17 protein-coding genes, 1 rRNA gene and 1 pseudogene are annotated in these 21995 nt (G+C 72.0%); 12 read left to right on the top strand and 7 right to left on the bottom strand.

Features of this window, described 5'->3' with window-relative positions; translation table 11 throughout:
- From rrf to ACFQLX_RS14745, 3 genes and pseudogenes are all read left to right on the top strand, one after another.
- A 5S ribosomal RNA gene (gene rrf / locus ACFQLX_RS25810) occupies window positions 1–64 on the top strand; the annotation flags it as partial.
- Window positions 65–175: 111 nt separating this feature from the next.
- Window positions 176–1456, top strand: a pseudogene (locus ACFQLX_RS25785) (hypothetical protein); the annotation flags it as partial.
- A 213-nt stretch (window positions 1457–1669) separates the two neighbouring features.
- Window positions 1670–2626, top strand: coding sequence for a tetratricopeptide repeat protein (locus tag ACFQLX_RS14745; protein WP_386415085.1), 957 nt, complete (start codon window positions 1670–1672; stop codon window positions 2624–2626).
- A 73-nt stretch (window positions 2627–2699) separates the two neighbouring features.
- Here ACFQLX_RS14745 and ACFQLX_RS14740 read toward each other — a convergent pair whose 3' ends face one another.
- Window positions 2700–3968 carry a DUF1015 family protein gene (locus ACFQLX_RS14740; protein ID WP_386415083.1) on the bottom strand — a complete coding sequence of 423 codons (1269 nt, stop codon included), beginning with the start codon at window positions 3966–3968 and terminating at the stop codon, window positions 2700–2702.
- Between the two features lie 59 nt (window positions 3969–4027).
- Between ACFQLX_RS14740 and ACFQLX_RS14735 the strand changes: the two genes are divergently transcribed.
- From ACFQLX_RS14735 to ACFQLX_RS14720, 4 genes are read left to right on the top strand one after another with little or no spacing between them, the layout of a single operon-like run.
- The gene (locus ACFQLX_RS14735) at window positions 4028–5089 is read left to right on the top strand and encodes an HAD-IIA family hydrolase (RefSeq protein ID WP_386415082.1); all 1062 of its coding nucleotides are present in this window, start codon (window positions 4028–4030) and stop codon (window positions 5087–5089) included.
- A 46-nt stretch (window positions 5090–5135) separates the two neighbouring features.
- Complete coding sequence (locus ACFQLX_RS14730) at window positions 5136–6176, top strand: FecCD family ABC transporter permease (protein WP_386415080.1); 1041 nt, start codon at window positions 5136–5138, stop codon at window positions 6174–6176.
- Window positions 6173–7213: a FecCD family ABC transporter permease gene (locus tag ACFQLX_RS14725; RefSeq protein WP_386415079.1), complete on the top strand. Its 1041-nt coding sequence runs from the start codon at window positions 6173–6175 to the stop codon at window positions 7211–7213. The genes ACFQLX_RS14730 and ACFQLX_RS14725 overlap by 4 nt, the downstream gene beginning before the upstream one ends.
- 20 nt (window positions 7214–7233) lie before the next feature.
- Complete coding sequence (locus ACFQLX_RS14720; protein WP_386415078.1) at window positions 7234–8064, top strand: ABC transporter ATP-binding protein; 831 nt, start codon at window positions 7234–7236, stop codon at window positions 8062–8064.
- 20 nt (window positions 8065–8084) lie between these two features.
- Here ACFQLX_RS14720 and ACFQLX_RS14715 read toward each other — a convergent pair whose 3' ends face one another.
- A complete protein-coding gene (locus ACFQLX_RS14715; RefSeq protein WP_386415076.1) occupies window positions 8085–8438 on the bottom strand; it encodes an SCP2 sterol-binding domain-containing protein in 354 nt (117 codons plus the stop codon).
- Window positions 8439–8525: 87 nt separating this feature from the next.
- Here ACFQLX_RS14715 and ACFQLX_RS14710 point away from each other — a divergent pair, with 87 nt between their 5' ends.
- From ACFQLX_RS14710 to ACFQLX_RS14690, 5 genes are all read left to right on the top strand, one after another.
- Window positions 8526–8825, top strand: coding sequence for a hypothetical protein (locus ACFQLX_RS14710; RefSeq protein ID WP_386415074.1), 300 nt, complete (start codon window positions 8526–8528; stop codon window positions 8823–8825).
- Between the two features lie 2 nt (window positions 8826–8827).
- Window positions 8828–9640, top strand: a complete 813-nt coding sequence (locus ACFQLX_RS14705; protein WP_386415072.1) for a TlyA family RNA methyltransferase — start codon at window positions 8828–8830, stop codon at window positions 9638–9640.
- Window positions 9637–10665, top strand: coding sequence for an NAD kinase (locus ACFQLX_RS14700; protein ID WP_386415070.1), 1029 nt, complete (start codon window positions 9637–9639; stop codon window positions 10663–10665). The genes ACFQLX_RS14705 and ACFQLX_RS14700 overlap by 4 nt, the downstream gene beginning before the upstream one ends.
- Window positions 10666–10726: 61 nt before the next feature.
- Window positions 10727–12439: a DNA repair protein RecN gene (gene recN / locus ACFQLX_RS14695; protein WP_386415069.1), complete on the top strand. Its 1713-nt coding sequence runs from the start codon at window positions 10727–10729 to the stop codon at window positions 12437–12439.
- Window positions 12440–12650: 211 nt separating this feature from the next.
- Window positions 12651–13778: a glycosyltransferase family 4 protein gene (locus ACFQLX_RS14690; protein ID WP_386415103.1), complete on the top strand. Its 1128-nt coding sequence runs from the start codon at window positions 12651–12653 to the stop codon at window positions 13776–13778.
- A gap of 64 nt (window positions 13779–13842) precedes the next feature.
- Here the strand turns inward: ACFQLX_RS14690 and ACFQLX_RS14685 are convergent, their stop codons facing one another.
- From ACFQLX_RS14685 to ACFQLX_RS14665, 5 genes are all read right to left on the bottom strand, one after another.
- Entirely contained in the window at window positions 13843–15714 is a 1872-nt protein-coding gene (locus tag ACFQLX_RS14685) for a TniQ family protein (protein ID WP_386415067.1), read from the bottom strand.
- Window positions 15711–16853 carry an AAA family ATPase gene (locus tag ACFQLX_RS14680; RefSeq protein WP_386415066.1) on the bottom strand — a complete coding sequence of 381 codons (1143 nt, stop codon included), beginning with the start codon at window positions 16851–16853 and terminating at the stop codon, window positions 15711–15713. Before ACFQLX_RS14680 ends, ACFQLX_RS14685 begins: the two co-directional genes overlap by 4 nt.
- Window positions 16840–18996 (bottom strand): helix-turn-helix domain-containing protein, encoded by a 2157-nt coding sequence (locus ACFQLX_RS14675; RefSeq protein WP_386415064.1) that lies wholly within the window; start codon window positions 18994–18996, stop codon window positions 16840–16842. Before ACFQLX_RS14675 ends, ACFQLX_RS14680 begins: the two co-directional genes overlap by 14 nt.
- On the bottom strand, window positions 18993–19826 hold the full coding sequence (locus ACFQLX_RS14670) for a TnsA-like heteromeric transposase endonuclease subunit (protein ID WP_386415062.1): 834 nt from the start codon (window positions 19824–19826) through the stop codon (window positions 18993–18995). Before ACFQLX_RS14670 ends, ACFQLX_RS14675 begins: the two co-directional genes overlap by 4 nt.
- A gap of 347 nt (window positions 19827–20173) precedes the next feature.
- Window positions 20174–21979, bottom strand: a complete 1806-nt coding sequence (locus tag ACFQLX_RS14665; RefSeq protein WP_386415061.1) for a glycoside hydrolase family 15 protein — start codon at window positions 21977–21979, stop codon at window positions 20174–20176.
- Between the last annotated feature and the right edge of the window lie 16 nt (window positions 21980–21995).

Raw genomic sequence — 21995 nt, 5'->3', positions numbered from 1 at the left:
TAAGCCTTTCCGCGCCGATGGTACTGCAGGGGGGACCCTGTGGGAGAGTAGGTCGCCGCCGAACAATCTTTAGAGGACCTGTGGTCCCAGCGTAAGCGCTGGGACCACAGGTCCTTTTTGTGTTTGCTCGAAGCGCGTGGCCGTGCCGGCTGCGTGAGAATGGCTGTGGTGCCTGATGACAGGAGAGACGATGTCTGCGAACGGTGGACCCCCCCGCGAGGGCGGCAACGAGTCCGGCCGCCGAGGGGATGACCGTCGGGACGACCGCCCGCGCGGGCCTCGTCGTGAAGGTGGTGGCGGCGGTTTCCGTCGTGACGACCGCAGTGGGCCGCGCAGGGACAGCGCTCCGGGCGGCTTCCGCCGGGACGACCGTGGTGGCCCCCGCCGGGATGACGACCGCCGTGGTGGTTTCGGCCGCAGTGATGACCGGGGTGGTCCACGTAGGGACAGCGCTCCGGGCGGCTTCCGTCGCGATGACCGGAGTGCTCCCCGTCGGGACGACGACCGTGGTGCTCCGCGTCGGGATGATGACCGTCGTGGTGGTTTCGGTCGCAGCGATGACCGTGGGCCTCGTCGTGAAGGTGGTGGCGGCGGTGGTTTCCGTCGTGACGACCGCAGTGGCCCGCGTCGGGACAGCGCTCCGGGCGGTTTCCGTCGCGACGACCGCAGCGGTCCGCGTCGGGATGATGACCGTCGTGGTGGCTTCGGTCGCAGTGACGACCGTGGTGGCTTCCGCCGGGATGATCGTGGTGGTCCGCGTAGGGACAGTGCTCCGGGTGGGTTCCGTCGCGATGACCGGAGTGCTCCCCGTCGGGACGACGACCGTGGTGCTCCGCGTCGGGATGATGATCGCCGTGGTGGTTTCGGTCGCAGTGACGACCGTGGGCCTCGTCGGGATGATGATCGTCGTGGTGGCTTCGGCCGCAGTGACGACCGTGGTGGGCCGCGTCGGGACAGCGCTCCGGGCGGCTTCCGTCGCGACGACCGTGGCGGTCCGCGTCGGGATGATGACCGCCGTGGTGGCTTCGGCCGCAGTGACGACCGTGGTGGCTTCCGCCGGGATGATCGTGGTGGTCCGCGTAGGGACAGCGGGCAGGGTGGGTTCCGTCGCGATGACCGCGCCCCCCGTCGGGACGACGACCGCAGTGGGTTCCGTCGCGATGACCGCGCCCCCCGTCGGGACGACGACCGTGGTGCTCCGCGTCGGGACGATGACCGCCGTGGCGGCTTCGGTCGCAGCGACGACCGTGGGCCTCGTCGTGAAGGCGGTGGCGGCGGTGGTTTCCGTCGTGACGACCGCAGTGGCCCGCGTCGGGACAGCGCTCCGGGCGGCTTCCGCCGGGACGACCGTGGCGGCCCCCGCCGGGACGATGACCGCCGTGGCGGCTTCGGTCGCAGTGATGACCGGGGTCCGCGTCGGGATGATGATCGTCGTGGCGGTTTCGGTCGTAGCGACGACCGTGGTGGTCCGCGTCGGGACAGTGCTCCGGGCGGTTTCCGTCGCGATGACCGGAGTGCTCCCCGTCGGGACGACGACCGTGGTGGGTTCCGTCGCGACGACCGTGGCCCCCGGCGGGACGACGACCGCCGTGGGGGCTTCGGTCGCAGTGATGACCGGGGTCCGCGTCGGGACGACGACCGTGGGTTTCGGAGGGATGACCGGCCGCCGGTGAGGCGGCTGCCGATTCCCGACGACGTGACCGGTGAGGAGATCGACAAGTCCGTCAGGCAGGAGCTGCTGAGCCTGCCCAAGACGCTGGCCGAGGACGTGGCCCGTAACCTCGTGATGGTCGCGCGGCTGCTGGACGAGGAGCCGGAGACGGCGTACGAGCACTCCAAGATCGCCCTGCGGCTCGCCTCCCGGGTCGGGGCCGTGCGGGAGGCCGCCGGCTTCGCCGCGTACGCCACCGGGCGCTACCAGGAGGCGCTCGCCGAGTTCCGGGCCGCGCGGCGGATGACCGGGACGCACGAGCTGTGGCCGATCATGGCCGACTGCGAGCGCGGCATGGGGCGGCCCGAGCGGGCGCTGGAGATGGCCGGTGCGCCCGAGGTGCAGCGGCTGGACAAGGCCGGCCAGGTCGAGATGCGGCTCGTGGCCGCCGGGGCGCGGCAGGACATGGGGGAGGCCGAGGCCGCCGTCGTGACGCTGCAGAGCCCGGAGCTGGGGTCCAGTGCCATCCACCCGTGGACGGCGCGGCTGCGGTACGCCTACGCCGACGCGCTGCTCGAGGTGGGCCGCGAGGGCGAGGCGCGCGAGTGGTTCGCCAAGGCGCTCGAGGCCGACCAGGACGGTGCCACGGACGCCTCCGACCGCCTCGCCCGGATCGACGGCATCGAGTTCACCGACGCCCTGGACGAGGACGCGGAGGACGACGAGGACTACGACGAGGAGGTCGTGGAGGTGCGTGCGGATCTCGATGACCGCGACGGACCCGACGCCGACGACGAGGGCGCGGAGTTCGAGGCCGGCGACGTCGACGAGGACTCCGTGCCCATCGCGTTCGGTGGCGAGGAGTACTACGACGAGGACGACGAGGAGTTCGAGACCCTCGCGGACCGTCCCGCCGATGCCGGACGTCCGGTGAAGGACTTCGCCGAGCCCCCGGTGGACCCCACCGACGACTGAGTGTGGGGAAAGGCGCCGGTCCATCCCTGTTGACAGGGGCGGACCGGCGCCTTTCGCGTTCCGGGCGGGCCGTTCAGTCCAGTCGCAGCGACCGCAGCACCAGCCCGGTCGCCGGTTTCGGGCCGAACGAGGTCGACTTGCGCGGCATCGTCACCCCGGCCCGCGCGAGCTCGCGGACGACCTCCTCGCGTACCGGCCGCATCAGCACCGCCGTGCCGCCGTGCCGCCGGGCCTGCGCCACGGCGGCCTGGGCGTCGTGCAGGTAGCTGATGTGCGCCGGCTGGTCGGGGACCTGCCAGACGTGCTCCAGCAGGGTGGAGTGGAGCACCGTGGCGTCCAGGGTGCGCCAGGCGGCCGGGCGGTCGGCGGGGATCGTACGGGCCAGGAGGGCCGGGTCCGGGCGGTCGAGCAGGTGGTAGCGGTCGTCGCCCGCCAGGACGAAGGCGGTGTTCCCCGCCCCGCCCGCCTCCGCCTCCGTCTCCGTCGAGGTGAGGGCGTCGAGCGCGCCGGAGAGCGGGCCGTCGATCTCGCGTACCCGGAAGGCGTCCTTCAGTGCGGTCAGTGCCCGGTCCGGTGGCAGCCGGTGCAGGACCCGGTGGATGCCCTTGACCTGGAGCGGATAGCGGGCGGTGTCCACCAGCAGGACCAGGCCGTAGTCCCACGGGCCGGGCCCGGTGTGCTCGTCGCGCAGCCGCAGGTACGTGGCCCAGCGGTGGTGGCCGTCGGCGATGAGGGCCTGGCGTCCGGCGAGGTCGGCGTCGATCTCCGCCAGTTCGGCCGCCTCGGTGACCGCCCAGAGCCGGTGGGCCACCCCGTCCTCGGTCGTGGTGGCGAGCAGCGGCGGACGGCCGGCGGCCCGTTCGACGACCGCCGTGGCGCCGGTCGCCCGCCCGTCGCTGACGTAGGACAGCAGCAGCGGCTCGGGGTTGGCGGCCATGGCGCGCATCAGGGCGGCGCGGTCCTGGACGATGTGCTCCATCACGCCCTCGTGCGGCAGTACGACGCCCTCCGCGGGCTCGGACAGCCGCAGGGCGCCGATCAGTCCGCGCTGCAGGGTGTCGTCCTTGCGCTGCTCGTAGACGTAGACGGCGGGCGTGTCGTCGGGGGTCAGCACCCCCTCCTCCTGCCAGCGGCGCAGGGTGGCGGCCGCCTGGTCGGGGCCGCTGGGGAGGATGAGGCGGACGATGTTGTGCGGGTCGGCGGTCTCCAGGTGGTGCTTGCCCTCCGGGCGGACCACCACGTCGTAGGGGGGAGAGGTCACCGCGGCCAGGCTGCGCACCCGGGAGGGGGCGTACCGAAGGCCCCGGAAGGGGAGGAGCTGAAGACCGCGCTTGTTATGCATGGACGGGATGGTATTCCTCCGTCCGCTTGCGGAATGATCGGGGCGGAGAGGAGTCCCACGTGACTGACCCTTTGAGGCCCCCGAACCCCCTGAGGACCGCCCCCGGCGGCAGCGCCGTCCCGCTCGACCGGGCGTACGACACGGCCCTGCTCGATCTCGACGGCGTCGTCTACGCCGGCGGCGCGGCCATCGACCACGCCGCCGACTCGCTGGCGAGCGCCCGGAGGAACGGGATGCACCTGGCGTACGTCACCAACAACGCCTCCCGTACGCCGCAGGCGGTCGCCGCCCATCTGACCGAGCTGGGCGTGCCCGCGGCGCCCGGTGACGTGGTCACCTCGGCGCAGGCGGTCGCCCGGCTGATCGCCGAGGAGGTGCCCGCCGGCGCGCGGGTGCTGACCGTCGGCGCCGAGGGGCTCTACGCGGCCCTGCGGGAGCGCGGGCTGGAGCCCGTCGACTCCGCCGACGACGACCCGGCCGCCGTCGCGCAGGGCTACGGCGGGCCGGGGCTGGAGTGGGGGCGCTTCGCGGAGGCCGCGTACGCGGTGGCGCGCGGAGTGCCGTGGTTCGCCTCCAACGGCGACCGGACGCTGCCCAGCGGGCGGGGCATCGCGCCCGGCAACGGGGCGGCGATCGAGGTGGTGCGGATCGCCACCGGTGCCGAGCCGCGGATCGCCGGGAAGCCGATGCCGCCGATGCACCGTGAGACGGTCCTGCGGACCGGGGCGAAGCGGCCGCTGGTCGTCGGGGACCGGCTCGACACGGACATCGAGGGCGCGTACAACGGCGGCGTCGACTCGCTGCTGGTGCTCACGGGCGTGACGGATGCCGGGCAGCTGCTGGCGGCGGTGCCGCAGCAGCGCCCGACGTACGTGGCGGCCGATCTGCGGGGGCTGCTCACCGGGCAGCCGCCGGTGGTGGTCTCGGCGGACGGTGCGGCGTGCTGCGGCGGCTGGACGGCGTCCGTGCGCGGGGACGTACTGGCGCTGGACGGCGAGGGCGGCGGGGCGGACGGGGCGCTGGACGGGTTGCGGGCGCTGTGCGCGGCGGCGTGGACGCGGGCGGGGGAGGGGCGGTGCGGGCTGGACGCGGGGAAGGCGCTGGAGACGCTGGGGTGGTGAGGGGGCGGCCCGCGACGCGCAATGGAGGTTAGGCTAACCTAACTGCGTGTTGGTCGACAGTCCTCCCGTACCCGCGTCCCCGGTCGTGCCGCCGCGTCGCGATGCCGCCCGCGCCGCCGGGCTGCTCGCCTCCGTGGCGGTGCTCGCGCTGGCCGTGGTGGCGAGCATCGCCCTCGGGGCCAAGCAGATACCCCTGGGGGACGTCTGGCACGGCCTCCTCGGCGACAGCGGCGGCGACACCGCCACCGTCATCCGCGAGCTGCGCGTCCCCCGTACCGCCCTCGGCCTGATCGTGGGCGCCGCGCTCGGCCTGGCCGGCGCCGTCCTGCAGGCCCTCACCCGCAACCCGCTCGCCGACCCGACGCTGCTGGGCATCAACGCGGGCGCCGCCGCCGCCGTGGTCACCGCGATCAGCCTGCTCGGGATCACCTCGCTGACGGGGTACGTCTGGTTCGCCTTCGCCGGCGCCGCGGCCGTCGCCGTGCTGGTCTACGTCCTCGGCGGCCACCGCAGCGCCACACCGGTGCGCCTCACCCTCGCCGGGACCGCCGTCACCGCCGCGCTCTACGGCTACATCCAGGCCGTCCAGCTCCTCGACACGGCCGCGCTCGACAGGATGCGCTTCTGGACGGTCGGCTCACTGGCCTCCGCCCGGATGGACACCTTCTGGCAGGTGCTGCCCTTCCTCGCCGTCGGCACGCTGCTCGCGCTGGGCCTCGCCCGGCCGCTGAACGCCCTCGCCCTGGGCGACGACACCGCCCGCGCACTGGGCACGAACCTCCCCCGCACCCGGGCGCTGGCGATGCTCGCCGCCACGCTGCTCTGCGGCGGCGCGGTCGCCGCCTGCGGGCCGATCGTCTTCGTCGGGCTGATGGTGCCGCACCTGGTACGCGGCTTCACCGGCCCCGACCTGCGCTGGATCCTGCCGTACGCGGCCGTCCTGGCGCCCGTGCTGCTGCTCACCGCCGACGTGGTGGGGCGCCTCGCCGCCCGGCCCGGCGAGCTGCAGGTGGGCGTCGTCACCGCGCTCATCGGCGGCCCGGTCTTCATCCATCTCGTACGACGCCGGAGGATGAGCCAGCCGTGAGCCTTCGCAACAACCCCGTCCTGCGGACCTCCGGGCTCTCCGTGCGCGCGGACGTGCGCGCGGCGCTCGTCGTGGCGCTGCTCGCCCTCGCGGCCGCCGGCGCCGGCGTCCTCCTGCTCGGCACCGGGGACTTCCCCCTCGCGCCGGGCGACGTCGTGGCGACGCTGCTCGGCCACGGTGAGCCGGGCCAGGAGTTCATCGTGCGCGAACTGCGGCTGCCGCGGCTGCTGGTGGCGCTGCTCGTCGGCGCCTGCCTGGGGCTGGCCGGCGCGGTCTTCCAGTCCGTCTCGCGCAACCCGCTGGGCAGCCCCGACGTCATCGGCTTCGGACAGGGCTCCGTGGTCGGCGCGCTGACGGTGATCGTCCTCTTCCAGGGCGACGCCGTCCAGGTCGCGCTCGGCTCACTGGCCGGGGGGCTGGTCACCGGCGTGCTGATCTACGCACTGGCGTGGCGGCGCGGTGTGCACGGCTACCGCCTCGTCCTGGTGGGCATCGGCGCCGCCGCCATGCTCACCGCCGTCAACGGCTACCTCTTCACCAAGGCCGACATCGTCGACGCCGCCCGCGCCCTGGTCTGGCTCACCGGCTCCCTCAACGGACGGGACTGGGCGCAGGTCTGGCCGCTGCTGTGGCTGTGCGCCCTGCTCATGCCGCTGATCCTCGCCTACGCCCGCCCGCTGCGGATGCTGGAGCTGGGCGACGACGCCGCCGGTGCGCTCGGCGTGCCCGTCGAACGCACCCGCCTGGTGCTGATGACCAGCGCGGTGCTGCTCACCGCCGCCGCCACCGCCGCCGCCGGCCCCGTCTCCTTCGTGGCGCTCACCGCGCCGCAGCTCGCCCGGCGGCTCACCCGCTCGCCCGGCCCGGGCCTGCTGCCCGCCGCGGTGATGGGCGCCGCGCTGCTCACCGCCGCGGACTGGGTGGCGCAGCGCGCCTTCGGCGACGCACAACTGCCCGTCGGCGTCGTCACCGGCGTGCTCGGCGGCTGCTACCTCCTGTGGCTGCTGATCGGCGAGCGCAGGGCAGGACGGATATGAACACCACCGGGAGCGCATCCATGTCGACCGCCGTACCGGCCCAGCAGGCCGCACCGGGCAGCCGCCTCACCGCCGAGAACGTCACCCTCGGCTACGACCGGCGGGTCATCGCCGAGGAGCTGTCGGTCCGTATCCCCGACAACTCCTTCACCGTGATCGTCGGCCCGAACGCCTGCGGCAAGTCGACGCTGCTGCGGGCCCTGTCGCGGATGCTGAAGCCCACCGGGGGCCGCGTCCTGCTCGACGGCCAGGCGATCGGCTCGATGCCGGCGAAGAAGGTCGCCCGCACCCTGGGCCTGCTGCCGCAGTCCTCCACCGCCCCCGACGGCATCACCGTCGCCGACCTGGTGGCCCGCGGCCGCTACCCGCACCAGGGGCTGCTGCGGCAGTGGTCCGCGCAGGACGAGCGGATCGTGGCGGAGTCGATGGCCGCCACCGGCGTGGGGGACCTGGCCGAGCGGTACGTGGACGAACTCTCCGGCGGGCAGCGCCAGCGGGTGTGGATCGCCATGGCGCTGGCCCAGCAGACGCCGCTGCTGCTCCTGGACGAGCCGACGACCTTCCTCGACATCCAGCACCAGATCGAGGTCCTGGACCTGTGCGCCGAACTGCACGAGCGCCAGGGCCGCACCCTGGTCGCCGTCCTGCACGACCTCAACCAGGCCGCCCGCTACGCCACCCACCTCATCGCCCTGCGCGAGGGCCGGGTGGTGGCCGAGGGCAGGCCGGGGGAGATCGTCGACGCGGAGCTGGTACGGGAGGTGTTCGGGGTGGCGTGCCAGGTGATCGAGTGCCCGGAGACCGGGACGCCCCTGGTCGTACCGGCCGCGCGCAGGGCGGCGCGGGACTGAGGGCCCTACCGGGTACGGGACTACAGCAGCGAGCGCAGCCTCAGCAGGTCCGGCAGGCTCGCGTGCACCTTCACCCGGCCCGACGCCCACGCCTTCGCGAAGTTCAGCCGGCCGTCCACCAGGGCCCGCAGATCGTCACCCGACATGGCGAGGCGGATCTGCGCCTTCCCCGGCGGGGGGCCGGCGACCGCCCGGATGTCCTGGATGCGCCCGTCGCGCAGCCTGCCGGTGAACGTGGTGTCCAGATCGGTGATCTCGCAGCTCAGCGAGCGGTCCAGGGAGGCGGCCTTGCGCAGGTCCCCCTGGGCGGCGCCCATGCTCGCGGAGAGGCGCTCGAGTGCGGCGCGGCAGTCCTCGACAGTTGTCCCAGCCATCCCCGCCGACGCTACCGGAGGGCTGGGAGGAGTGCGCGTCGGCAGCTCATCGGCAGAGTGTCGGCGCGGCAGGGTAGCGTCTGGGGCATGAGCGAAATGATCCCCGGGACGGCTGCGGAGCAGGCTGCGGTGCCTGCGCCCGCCGCTCCCGCCGACCTGGCCGCGACGGCGCCCGAGCCGCCCGGACCCGAGCCCCTGGGCGTGGCCCGCACGGCGACGGGGAGCACGGAGGTGGACACCGCCCTGGAGCGCCTCGCCGACGCCGACGGGCTGCCCGTCGACGGGCACCTGGAGGTGTACGAGGACGCGCACGGGCGGATCCGCGCCGCCCTGGAGGACCTCGACCGCCGACCCGGGCCGCCCGCGCCCGGCGCAGTGCGGGGTTGAGCGTGGCCGTTCAGCGCAGAAGGCTCGACGCGGAGCTCGTCCGCCGCAATCTCGCCCGCTCCCGTGAGCAGGCGCAGGCGCTCATCGCCGCCGGCCGCGTGACGGTCGGGGGCGCGACGGCGACGAAGGCCGCCACCCAGGTGGAGACCAGTGCGGCGGTCGTGGTCACCAAGGACGACGACGACCCGGAGTACGTCTCGCGCGGCGGGCACAAGCTCGCCGGCGCGCTGGCCGCGTTCCAGCCGGCCGGGCTGGCCGTCGAGGGGCGCCGCGCCCTGGACGCCGGCGCCTCCACCGGCGGCTTCACGGACGTACTGCTGCGGGCCGGGGCGGCGCACGTCGTCGCCGTGGACGTGGGGTACGGGCAGCTGGCGTGGTCGCTGCAGAGCGACGGGCGGGTGACGGTGAAGGACCGCACCAACGTGCGGGAGCTGACACTCGACCTGCTCGACGGCCGGCCGGTCGACCTCGTCGTCGGGGACCTGTCGTTCATTCCGCTCGGCCTGGTGCTGCCCGCGCTCGCGGCCTGCACGGCGCCCGGGGCGGACCTGGTTTTGATGGTCAAGCCGCAGTTCGAGGTGGGCAGGGAGCGCCTGGGCAGCGGCGGTGTCGTGCGCAGCCCCGAGCTGCGCGCCGAGGCGGTGCGCACGGTCGCGGAGCAGGCCGCCGTACTGGGGCTGGGCGTGCTCGGTGTGACGGCCAGCCCGCTGCCCGGCCCCTCGGGGAACGTCGAGTACTTCCTGTGGCTGCGGGCCGGCGCGCCGGCACTGGACCCGGCGGATGTCGACCGTGCGGTGGCGGAGGGGCCCGGATGACCGATCGGATGGTGACCGCGGTGGCGGAGGAGCGGACGGGGGAGGGACCGGTGGCGGAGCTGACCGGGGAGACGGCGGTCGTGGCGGAGGCTGTCGTGGCGGAGGCGGCCGCGATCGAGCCGGCGCAGACCGAGCGCAACGTGCTGCTGCTCGTCCACACCGGCCGCCCCGCGGCCATCCGCAGCGCCGAGCTGGTCGTCCAGGGACTGCTCAGCTCGGGGATAGGAGTGCGCGTCCTGGCCGCCGAGGCGGCCGACGTGCCGCTGCCCAGCGGGGTGGAGACCCTCGCCACCGCCGAGCCCGAGGCGGTGCGGGGCGTGGAGCTGCTCATCGTCCTGGGCGGCGACGGCACCCTGCTGCGCGGCGCGGAGATCTCGCGCGCGGCGGGCGTGCCGATGCTCGGGGTCAACCTCGGCCGGGTCGGCTTCCTCGCGGAGGCCGAGCGCGACGACCTCGACAAGGTCGTGGACCGGGTGGTCTCGCGGGAGTACGAGGTCGAGGAGCGGATGACGATCGACGTCCTGGTCCGCACCAACGGGCAGATCGTGCACCAGGACTGGGCGCTCAACGAGGCCTCCGTGGAGAAGGCGGCGCGCGAGCGGATGCTGGAGGTCGTCATCGAGGTCGACGGGCGCCCCGTCTCGCGCTTCGGCTGCGACGGCGTCGTCTGCGCCACCCCGACCGGCTCCACGGCGTACGCCTTCTCGGCGGGCGGACCGGTGGTCTGGCCGGAGGTCGAGGCGCTGCTGATGGTGCCCATCAGCGCGCACGCCCTCTTCGCCAAGCCGCTCGTCACCTCGCCCGACTCGGTGCTGGCGGTCGAGGTGCAGGACGGCGCGGGTCAGCACGGCGTGCTGTGGTGCGACGGCCGGCGCACGGTGGAGCTGCCCGCCGGCGCCCGCGTGGAGGTCCGCCGCGGCGCGGTCCCCGTCCGCCTGGCACGGCTGCACCACGCGCTCTTCACCGACCGCCTGGTCGCCAAGTTCGCCCTCCCGGTGGCAGGTTGGCGCGGAGCGCCGCACTGACGGATCCGCCGGATTCCCGGTGTCGGGGGGAGTGCGTCGCAAGAGGAGGGGGGAACCTCGTATGGTCATACCCGTGTTGGAGGAGATGCGGATCCGGTCCCTGGGTGTGATCGACGACGCTGTCGTCGAGCTGTCGCCCGGCTTCACCGCGGTCACGGGCGAGACAGGCGCGGGCAAGACCATGGTCGTCACCAGCCTCGGGCTGCTGCTCGGGGGGCGCGCGGACGCGGGCCTGGTGCGGATCGGCGCCAAGGGCGCCACCGTCGAGGGGCGGGTGGTCGTCCCCCCCGGCGCCCCGGCGGCGGTGCGGGCCCTGGAGGCGGGGGCCGAGCTGGACGACGGCGCCCTGCTCATCAGCCGTACGGTCTCCGCCGAGGGCCGCTCCCGGGCGTACGTCGGCGGGCGCGGCGTCCCGGTCGGGCTGCTCGGCGAGCTGGCCGACGACCTGGTCGCCGTGCACGGCCAGACCGACCAGCAGGGCCTGCTCAAGCCGGCCCGCCAGCGCGAGGCCCTGGACCGCTACGCGGGCGACACGGTGGCCGTCCCCCTGGCCGAGTACGGCGCCGTCTACCGGCGGCTGCGGTCGGTGGCGGCCGAGCTGGAGGAGATCACCACCCGCGCCCGGGAGCGGGCGCAGGAGGCGGACCTGCTGCGTTTCGGCCTGGGCGAGGTCGCCGGTGTCGAGCCGCGCTCCGGCGAGGACGGCGAGCTGGCCGCCGAGGCCGAGCGGCTGGGGCACGCCGAGGCGCTGACGGCCGCCGCGCACGCCGCGCACGGGGCGCTCGCGGGCGACCCGGAGGACTCCGAGGACGTGGACGCCGCGACGCTCGTCGCGGGTGCCCAGCGGGCGCTGGAGGCCGTACGGTCGCACGACGCGGCGCTGGGCGCCCTCGCGGAGCGGCTGGCGGAGATCGGCATCCTGGTCGCGGACGTGGCGCAGGAGCTCGCCGCGTACGCCGACGGGGTGGACGCCGACCCGCTGCGCCTGGCGGCCGTCGAGGACCGGCGCGCGGCGCTGGCGCAGCTGACGCGGAAGTACGGCACGGACATCGACGCGGTGCTGGCGTGGGCCGAGCGCGGCACGCTGCGGCTGACGGAGCTGGAGGGCGACGACTCGCGCCTCGACGAACTGGCCGCCGAACGCGACGCGCTGGCCGAGGAGTTGACGGAGCTGGCGGCTGAGCTGACCGCCGCGCGGCGGGAGGCGGCGCAGCGGTTCGCCGCCGCCGTGACGGCGGAGCTGGCGGAGCTGGCGATGCCGCACGCGCGGGTGTCGGTGGAGATCGGCGCGCTGGCGGACTTCGGGCCGACGGGTGTCGACGAGGTCGAGCTGTACCTGGCGCCGCACCCCGGTGCACAGGCGCGGCCGATCGCCAAGGGCGCCTCGGGCGGTGAGCTGTCGCGGGTGATGCTCGCGGTGGAGGTCGTCTTCGCGGGCTCCGACCCCGTGCCGACGTATCTCTTCGACGAGGTCGACGCGGGCGTCGGCGGCAAGGCGGCGGTGGAGGTCGGCCGGCGGCTGGCGAAGCTGGCGCGCTCCGCGCAGGTCGTGGTCGTGACGCACCTGCCGCAGGTGGCGGCGTTCGCCGACCGGCAGCTGCTGGTGGAGAAGACCGACGACGGCGCGGTGACCCGCAGCGGGGTCACGGTGCTGGAGGGCGAGGCGCGGGTGCGCGAGCTGTCGCGGATGCTCGCCGGCCAGGAGGACTCCTCCTCGGCGCGGGCGCACGCGGAGGAACTCCTCGCGGCCGCCCGGGTGGAGGCGGCCTCCTGAGCCCGATCCGGGGCGCGGCACGTCCCGGATGTCACTCCTTGGGGTGATGCGGTGGGGGAGTGCGCTTCCCGCGCGTGGGAAGCGCGGCGTGATCGGGTTCCGCCGCCCACCCGGGGGTGGCATGCTGCTGTCGTCGGCACCGTGACGGATCGGGCCGGGCACCGGTGGCAGGCACCGGGCCGCCACGAGGGACGGGAGCGCCGGCCGAGTGATCACCACCGCAGCATCGTGGCGTGGCAGGGGCGGACGCGGCCCGCTGCACGCCGTGCAGATCGTGGGCAGCGGCGGGTACGGCACGGGGCCGCACGTGCGCTCCCTCGCGGCGGGGCTGGTGGCGCGCGGGGTGCGGGTGACGGTGGTCGCCACCCCGAAGGCGGAGCGGCTCTACGGCTTCACGGCGGCCGGCGCGCAGGTCGCGCGGCTGCCGGTGGGCCCCGGCGGGGAGCTTCGGACGCTGGCGGTACTGCGGGCGGCCTGCGCGGGCTCGGACCTGGTGCACGCGCACGGCCTGCGCGCGGGGGTGCTGGCGCGGGCGGTACTGACGGGCCGCCGCACGCCGCTGGTCTTCACCTGGCACACGAAGGCGGAGGACGAGGGGCTGCGGGCACGGCTGATGCCGCCGCTGGAGCGCCGGGTGGTACGGGCCTCACGGGTGGTGCTGGGAGCCTCGACGGAGCTGATGGACCGGGCGCGCAGCCGCGGTGCGCGCGATGCGCGACTGGCCCCCATCGCGGTGCCGGCACCCCGGATGCCGGTGCGGCTGACCGAGCAGGCGCGCCAGAAGGCGCGGGCCGAACTCGGCGCGGTGGACCGCCCGTTGCTGCTGGCGGCGGCGCGGCTGGAGCCGGACCACGGCCACGGCGAGCTGCTGGACGCGGCGCGCGGCTGGCGCTCGCTGGACCCACCGCCGCTGCTGGCGATCGCGGGCGAGGGCTCGCAGCGCGGGACGCTGCAGCGGCGGATCGACACCGAGGGGCTGCCGGTGCGGCTGCTGGGCCGCCGGGACGACCTGCCGGAGCTGCTCGCCGCCTCGGACGTGGCGGTCCTCGCCGGCGCCTGGGAGGCGCGGCCGCTGCTGGCGCAGGAGGCCCTGCACGCAGGTGCGCCGCTGGTCGCGGCGGCGGTCGACGGGGTGGCGGAGCTGGTCGGCGAGGCGGCCGAGCTGGTCCCGCACGGCGACGCCCCCGCCCTGGCGGCGGCGGTCACCCGCCTGCTCGCCTCCCCGGAGCGCTGCCGCGCGCTCGCCGAAGCGGGCCGCCGCCGGGCGGCGTCCTGGCCGACGGAGGACGACACGGTCGCGCAGGTCCTCGCGGTCTACGACGAACTCACGTCCCCCTGACCGCGGGCGCCCCCGCCCTGGCCGACCGCCGACCGGAGCGCGCTGTAGGTTCCTATAAATTGCGTCATTCGGTGACTCGCTGACCAGCGGGTTTGCGGTTCAGTCCCACTGCTGTGTCCTGCGATTCGTCCCGCGGTGGTGTCCTTTTCCGCGGCTGCCGGGGGTTCCTGAGCAGATCGCGGATCGGGATCTGACGAGCTGGTGCGGTCAGCGAGTAGTAGATGCGGCAGCGGCCGCCGTGCGGACGTGCTTCACGGGGTTCATCGCGAGCAGTGAGCCAGCTGGCTTCAGCGAAGCGCTTGAGCTGGTTCTGGATGGTGGCGCGAGACATTCCGGTGCGGGTCTGGATCTGCGCCGCGTAGGTCTCTTGACCAGCGTATTCAAGGAGGTGTTTCAGCAAAGGGACTATGGTCGGCGGGATATGGAAGTGAGCGAGTGCTGGTAGATCAGACTCCAGGGAGGTCAAGCGCGCATCCATGCCATCGGCCACCGCTTCCGCAGATTCGATTTCAGCACGGCTGGCCATTGGCTCGAACCTGGGGCCGAGGGCTTCACGCATGAGGTTCTGAACCTGTGGATCATTCACATCTCGCAGCAGCGAGGCTCCGCGCCTGGTTGGGTGTTGGGCTGCATGGCGAACCGAGCGGTGGAACAGTTCAGCGCCGAGGTCTGTTTCCAGGCGATTGAACTGCCCGGTGAGCACGCTGGGCCTGACCTTGAGATATGCGGCGGCAGTCGTGAGCGTGGGAAAGGTCATGAGGATCTGGAAGCGCCGCAGGCGGAGCCATCCGTGCAGGTTCCCTTCCGTTACTTTCCGGATATCGACGGGGATGGAGTCGTCGAGTTTCCTATTCATGATGGGCCAGCTGTGAACACCGAACAGGCGGCGCGGGATTCCGAGGTGATCGAGTCTTCGGCGGACGACTTCACCTGTTGTTCCTAGTTCTTGAGCGATGTCAAAAGCGGACCTGGTTTGGTTGACGTACTGATCTCTGAGCCACTCGTCGTTGAAGATGTGTGGCCGGTTCCCGCGATAGATGGGGATGCCGAGCTCTCTGGCTCGCTCAATCACGTATTTGCGAGGAAATGAGTAATCTTCAGCGATCTGGCGAAGCGGCTTGCCATCTTTCTGGTATTCCTGCCGGAGAAGTTCGCGGGTGAGGATCTTGCTTCCGCGCTCGCGCAGACGCCAGGCGGCGAACTCGGTGAGAGGGATCGGCGTCGTCGTGAACAGGCGCTCCCAAGCGTCACCGAGAACGCTGTCCAGAGCCGGAAGGTCTGAGTTCGACATCGCCTGCGTTAGCCGGTCGAGGCACTCTTCTGCATGTGTGAAGACGGAGTCGGTGTTCGTGGTTCTGGTGATCGCGACGTGGTCGAGTTCAAGTTGGGCTTGGGCGAGGGGGTGCCCCCGATCGAGACCCAGTGCGGGGATGGCACTCAGGTCGGCTCCGCAGACGCTCCGTGGACCTGCGGGACGCAAGCAGCGCCCGGGTGCGTTGACGTGGACTGGCCTGGGCAAGAACTCGCGCGGTTCCTTGAGGCAACTCGGGCAGACGCTCTGCAGGAGTGCCTCATGCTTGACGCAGGTGAGGGACCAGGGGAGCCACCAGCGTGTGAGCCAGCGGCCGTCCGATTCGCGCAGACACTGTGGGCAGAACCGCCAGCGAGGCGCGTAACGGCCGAAAAGTCCCGGCGGAATGACGGTCTGATCCAGGTGTCCCGGGGGCAGTCCTGTCTGGGCTTCCAGCTGACGGAGTATCTCGGAGGACGGGGTGACGAGCATGCGGTGGGTGCGCTCATAGACCGGGAGGCCAAGAGCCTCAAGGAGGGCAGACAACGACGTCCAGGAGCGTCGGGCGAGGGCCTCCAGCCAGCTGTCGATGCTTTCCCCGGGCAGCGGGAGGACGCGGATGGCTAGGGTGCGGAGCTCGTTCACGCGGCCCGGCTTCCTGGCTGGCTGACCAGCCGGCCTGACTCGAATGCCTGCTGCAGCTCCCGCCGTGCTTGTTCGGCTGCGGAATCGTTCTTCACCTGGTCCAGCAGCTTCTTGTCCAGGCGTTCGACGCCGGTGCGTACGGCTCTCTGACAGCCGCGGTTGATCAGTGTCATGAGCGAGCCGATGTGTCCGGTGCTACGGGCGAAGAGGTAGTCGGACAACTCGTCCGCGATCATTCCGGGGTACTTGTCCGTGACGACGACACGTTCTTCGATCGCGAGAAGGGTGTTGCGCCAGTCGGTGCGGCCCTTCTCGGAGTCGATCGTGAACGGGGCCATGCCGAGCCGTGTTGTGCGACGCCCGGTCTGCGCAAGAATCGCGTTCTCGTAATCTTCTCCTTCGCTGAACAGTCCGCGCTTCTCCAGGCCGACGCCGATCAGTAGCAAGGTGACGGGGAACTCGTTGGCGATGTATTTGAAGTGGTTGCTGACTTCGATCCCGTTCTTGTTCCTCCACTTGAGGAAGTGCAGGTCGTCCACGATCAAGATTTCCGTCTCCGCGGACAGGACGGAATCAAGCGCGCGGTAGCCGAATTCGGCGGCGGTCCCACGGAAGCGTCCTGGGTGGCCGTAGTACTCAAGAATGGATCGGTTGAAGTCGCGCATCCCTGTGTTGCTGGCCAGTCCGACGCGGCAGACGGGCCACCGTTCATGCCCCTCGTCGGTGTACTTGCCTTCTTCCTGGATGATGCGACGGTGGAGTTTCCGGGCGAAAGCGAGGACGGCTGTGGTCTTGCCCAGCCCGGGAAAGGCGTCGAGGGCAATACCGCCCTTGACCTTGTCGCTGTCCTGGTCGTTGCTGTCGAAGATGTCCGAGAGATCTTCGTGCAGCTCTTCCATCTGTGGTGTCACCAGCGGACCGAGGTTCGCGTGCCACTTTCGGCGCCCGCGGTTGTATTCGGCCAGGGCCTCCTCTCCCAGCGACTTCAACTGCCGACGGGACAGCGGTTCAGGGCGTGGCCGGGGTGGTGCGTCTGCCAGGCGTCCGAAGCCTTCCTTGCGGGACAGCGTGAGGTGGTCCAGTCGCGAGCGCAGATCGGTTTCCTCGCCCTGGGCCCGGGGCCGCTTACTCGTCGTCATCGATGTCCTTCAGGGCGGTGGCGTAGAAGTCGAGTTCCTCTTCCAGTTCCTCCAAGCCGTCGGCATCGTCATCGCCTGCCTCCGGCTCCCGGTCCTGGACGGCCTCGATCGGCGGAGGGGCTGGCTGCTCGGGTAGGGACAGCACGCGGGCGACCGACGGCAGCGACCGCACGTCGTCGGCCAGCGTTCCGGGAAGGCCCAGGGCCGTCTGTTCACGGGAGAGCCGCAGTGCCATCCGCCGTTCGACCAGGGACGTTCCCAGGCCGAGGTTCCATCGCTTCAGCAGCAGGGCGATGGCGAGCCGGTCGTCGGGATAGGGGTGCTCCTTCGCTGCCAGGCGCCGGGCGAACTGCAGAGCTTCCTCGCTCAGCGGCATGTTCAGGCTGGGGGCGTGCTCCCACTGCAGGGTGTGCCAGACGCGTTGGTGGTCACGGAAGTGGACTCGGGTGACGTCGTCGGGGTCGGCGAAGAACGGCAGCCGTCGCTTGTCCAGATCGATGTCGGAGCCGGCCATGTCCCGCAGCCCGTCGAGGCAGCCGCCGTTGTAGCGGCGGCCGTTGATCTCGACGCCGTAGTGCTGGGCGGTCCGCATCGTGACGTCGAGGAACTCATAGGCCAGGTCCGGGTCGCGAGGCACCTCGATGTAGCCCGCCCGTGCGAGGCCGTGCTCGAACATCGCCGCTGGCGACAACTCCACCTTCGGCAGGTGCGGGTCGAGCAGTCCCTCGTGTGGCCTGCGGTGATACGTCACTGCGGTCCACTCGCGGATAATGGCCTCCAACTCGTGGTGGAAGAAGAAGGCGTCCTTCTCCGGGTTCATCCCGCGCGAGTGGATGTCCGGTCCTTTGTAACCGGGCAGCCGCTGCAGCAGGTCTTCCCGCAGGGTGCGGAAGAACCGCTCTACCGGTCCCTTGTCTCGGCCCGTTCGTAGCCTCGCCGGCTGCACCGAGATCCCCATCCGGCGGCAGACACTGGTCAGATGTGCCGATACGTAGATCTTTCCGTGGTCAACGATCAGCGTCTCCGGCGCCACCTTCGGCCCCCAGACTCCGGTGACGGGCCCGTGAATGGCCTCGGCCTCCACCAACACCCCGCGCGGAATCCCGTGCTCAGGCCAGGCGGCCTCCCGCGGCCAGCTCTCCGGAACCGGCTGGGGGCGGTATGCCTGGTAGAGAACGGCCGCGGCATCGATCGCCTTCGTCGACACCGGTGTCACGCGCAGACCGATGATGCAGCGGGTGTACCAGTCCATCGCGACGGTCAACTCCGCTTGCATCCACCGCAACGTCACAGGGTCAAGGGCGAACACATCAAGCCGGGTGGTGTCCATCAGCACGTACTCGCCCGGCCGCGTGGGCCGCAGCTTGCCGTAGACCTTCCTCGGGCGATCGGCGATGTCCCGGTTGCGCTGGGTACTCAGCCGGAAGGTCGGATGGCGCCGGTCCAGTTCCTGCATCCACCGATAGGCCGTCGTCCGCGGCGGCACAGGCACCTTCACCAGTTTGAACGTGGATTTGACGCGTGCCTCGACCTCTTCCAGCACCACCTTCACCGAGGGCCGCGACTCCTGCTCGTACTCCTTCAGCACCTCCACCGCGGCCTCGACCCAGCGCGGGTCGGCGTTGCCCAGCCCGCCGTCCGACTGCACGGTCTTCGGCACCAGCCCCGCCTCGCCGAATTCGCGGAAGGCGCGGGCCCACCGACGCACCGTTCGCTCGGTTACTCCCATTTCCACCGCCTTGGCCTCATACCGGGCCTTCAGCGGCAACCCGGCGGCGTACTGAGGGCGCGGTTCATCAGGCTGCGGAAGGTCCTCGCTGCCAGAGCGGTAGCCCGTCAGCATTTCCCGGACGTGCGCGGTCCGCTTCAGGACGTCCTTTTGCTCGTCCTTGGTCAGCCGGCTCAGCACCACTGCGGCGACGTCCTCGTCATCGGCGGCAGACGGGCCTGTCCTGTCGTGGATCAGCTCGACGCGATCGGAGGTCAGCAGTTCGCGCAGCGACATCCGGGTCAGTCGGTCGCGTCCGTCCTTGAGGACGACCTCCATGCCCGTGGCCAGGCTGGCGAACTCCACGACCTCGACAGTCTCGCCGTCCAGCCGGAAGTGCGTGCCGACCCCCAGCTTCATCCCTGCCCCGCTCATGCGGCCCTCCGCAGCACGTGCGCAGCGCTCAGCGGCCGGTCCAGTGCGGTCGTCACATGCCCGGACCACAACAGGTGCAGCACCGCGGACTTCACCAGCGGCCGGGGACACTCCGGCAGCAGCCGGAAGGCGTCGCCCAGCGGCATTCCGTCCAGATCAGCGGCCCGCAGCGCGGCCACCAGATCGGGGTCGAACAGCCAGTCGCGGCGGTAGCCGGCCAGGAACCGGATGTTCTCCAGCACGTGCGGATCCGGCTCGCTCCACACCTCGTACTGCCACCCGCGCGACGCGACCGCCTCGCGCGTCCAGGCGAAGGTGAAGGCGACCTCCGGCTTCTGAAGCCGGCGGCGCGGCTTGACGTCCACGACCATCGGACCGTCGTCTGCCAGCAGCAGGTAGTCCGGGATGTGCTTGCGGATCTTGCCGTCAACATCGGTCTTGAGCAGGAACGGCTGGGCGACGATGTGCCGCACCGCTGGGGCGAAGTCGGCGAACAGCAGCCGCCCCAGCTCCAGCCGCGACTCGTAGATCACGTGGTCGCCCATGGTGGCCGACCAATACGTGCCCGAATAGTGCTGCTGTCCCTTGAACCAGCGGAACGTCCGCCAGGGCCGAGCCTCCCGCAGCAGCCCGAGCGGCACCGACGGCCACTCCAGGTCCTCCACCACGGCTTCGTCATCCCGCCGTACGCTCAGCCGTACCGGCGTGGCCACCGCTGTACCCATCAGACCATCAACCCCGCGCGTTTCGAGGCGGCCCCACTGGCCGCCGGACGCCGAGGTCCTGCCCTCGCCGCGTACGCAGACGACGACCGGGGTGGTCCTGTACACAAAGAGGGGAACTACTCGCTCACGGAGCATGAATCCCGGCCCCCTGTCCTATTGGCCACGCGGTGGACACCACCGCTGGGACGAGGACACGGGATCTGGGATCCCACAGCTGTAGGTTCCACGTCGGGCTGTCCACTCGAATCGCTCTGACCAGCGGTTTTCGTAGTCGTCCCACTCGCTGTCCACCGGTCGTCGTCCCGTGGCTGTGTCCACTTCCTCTGCTGCCGCGCCGCTCCTGGCTCGGGAGGCGGCGCTTCACCTGCGGATTCCAATCCCCGTGTCCTATTGGCCACGCGGTGGACATCACCGGTGGGAAAGGGACACGGGATCTGGGATCCCACACGCGCCTACCCCGCGAACGCCCCCGAGGCGCCCAGCCGCAGCGCCGTGTCGATCAGCGGCACATGGCTGAAGGCCTGCGGGAAGTTCCCCACCTGGCGCTGCAGCCGCGGATCCCACTCCTCCGCCAGCAGCCCCAGGTCGTTGCGCAGGGAGAGCAGCTTCTCGAAGAGCCGCCGGGCCTCCTCCACCCGCCCGATCATCGCCAGATCGTCCGCCATCCAGAACGAGCAGGCCAGGAACGCCCCCTCGTCGCCCGGCAGTCCGTCCAGCCCGTGCTCCGTACCGGAGGTGGGATAGCGCAGGATGAAGCCGTCCGGCGTCGACAGCTCGCGCTGGACCGCCTCGATCGTGCCGATCACGCGCTTGTCGTCCGGCGGCAGGAACCCCACCTGCGGGATGAGCAGCAGCGACGCGTCCAGCTCCTGGGAGCCGTAGGACTGGGTGAAGGTGTTGCGCGCCTTGTCGTAGCCCTTCTCGCAGACCTCGCGGTGGATGTCCTCGCGCAGCGCGCGCCAGCGCTCCAGCGGGCCGTCCGCCTCGCCCGCCTCGACGAGCTTGATCATGCGGTCGACCGCGACCCACAGCATGACCTTCGAGTGCACGAACTGCCGCCGCGGGCCCCGCACCTCCCACAGCCCCTCGTCGGGCTGCTGCCAGTTCTCCTCGATCCAGCGGATCATCTTGATCTGCAGCAGCGAGGCGTAGTCGCTGCGCGTCAGCCCCGTCATGTGGCCCAGGTGCAGTGCTTCGGCGACCTCGCCGTAGACGTCCAACTGCAGCTGCCCGGCGGCCCCGTTGCCCGCGCGCACCGGCCGGGAGCCCTCGTAGCCGGGGAGCCACTCCAGCTCCACCTCGCCCAACTCCCGCTCGCCCGCGATGCCGTACATGATCTGCAGGTTCTCCGGGTCGCCGGCGACCGCGCGCAGCAGCCACTCGCGCCAGGCGCGCGCCTCCTCGCGGTAGCCGGTGCGCAGCAGCGAGGAGAGCGTGATCGCCGCGTCGCGCAGCCAGGTGAAGCGGTAGTCCCAGTTGCGCACGCCGCCGATGTCCTCCGGCAGGGAGGTGGTCGGCGCGGCGACGATGCCGCCGGTCGGCTCGTACGTCAGCGCCTTGAGCGTGATCAGCGAGCGCATCACCGCGTCCCGGTAGGGGCCCTGGTACGTGCACTGCGCCGTCCACTCGCGCCAGAACTCCTCGGTGGCGCTCAGCGCCGCCTCCGGCTCGGGGAGCGGCGGGGGCTCCTCGTGCGAGGGCTGCCAGCTGATCGCGAAGGCGACCCGCTCGCCGGGCGTGACGGTGAAGTCGGAGTGGGTGGTGAGGTCCTCGCCGTAGGTGTCCTCCGGCGTGTCCAGCCACACCGAGTCCGGGCCGGCGACGGCGACGGTGCGCCCGTCGACCTTGTGCACCCACGGCACCACCCGCCCGTACGAGAAGCGCATCCGCAGCGCGGAGTGCATCGGCACCCGGCCGCTCACGCCCTCGACGATGCGCACCAGCTGCGGGGCGGCGTCCTGGCGGCGCGGCATGAAGTCGATGACCCGCACGGTGCCGCGCGGGGTGTCCCACTCGGTCTCCAGGATCAGCGAGTCCCCGCGATAGCGGCGCCGGGTGGAGACCGGCGGCCTGCGGCCCGGCTCGTACGCCGGACCGAGCCGCCAGAAGCCGTGTTCCTCGGTGCCCAGCAGCGCCGCGAAGACGGCCGGGGAGTCGAAGCGGGGCAGGCACAACCAGTCGATCGTGCCGTCGCGGCCGACCAGGGCGGCCGTCTGCATGTCCCCGATGAGTGCGTAGTCCTCGATGCGCCCGGCCAACGTGCCTCTCCGCTCG

Origin of the sequence: Streptomyces polyrhachis (genome assembly GCF_042663125.1) — a bacterium.
Classification (GTDB): Bacteria; Actinomycetota; Actinomycetes; order Streptomycetales; family Streptomycetaceae; genus Streptomyces; species Streptomyces polyrhachii.
The sequence above is the reverse complement of the archived record's forward strand: the minus strand, read 5'-3'. Positions and strand labels throughout refer to the sequence as shown.